Genomic DNA, 245 nt, shown 5'->3' with positions numbered 1-245 from the left:
GCCCTGATCGCCGCGCACGGGGGCGACGTGCTGCTGCCGCGCCCCTGCCCCGCCTCCTGGATCCCGCAGGCCAGGCTGCTCGGCCGGCCCGCCTACCAGGTCCCCACGCCCGCCGAGTGCGGCGGAGTGCCCGACCCGTACGCCCTGCTCGAAACCGTGCGGCGGGTGCGCGCCGAGGGCGGCCGGCCCAGGCTGCTGCTGCTCTCGGTGGCCGACGACCCCACCGCCACGGTCGCCCCGCCGGA

Annotated in this window: 1 pseudogene; it reads left to right on the top strand. The window is 79.6% G+C overall.

The features are described 5' to 3' along the window. Positions 1-245, top strand: a pseudogene (locus G3I41_RS07485) (pyridoxal phosphate-dependent aminotransferase); the annotation flags it as partial.

Source organism: Streptomyces sp. SID9727, assembly GCF_010550605.1.
Lineage (GTDB): Bacteria > Actinomycetota > Actinomycetes > Streptomycetales > Streptomycetaceae > Streptomyces.
Note: the sequence above shows the minus strand (reverse complement) of the source record. Positions and strands in the feature narration are given on the sequence as shown.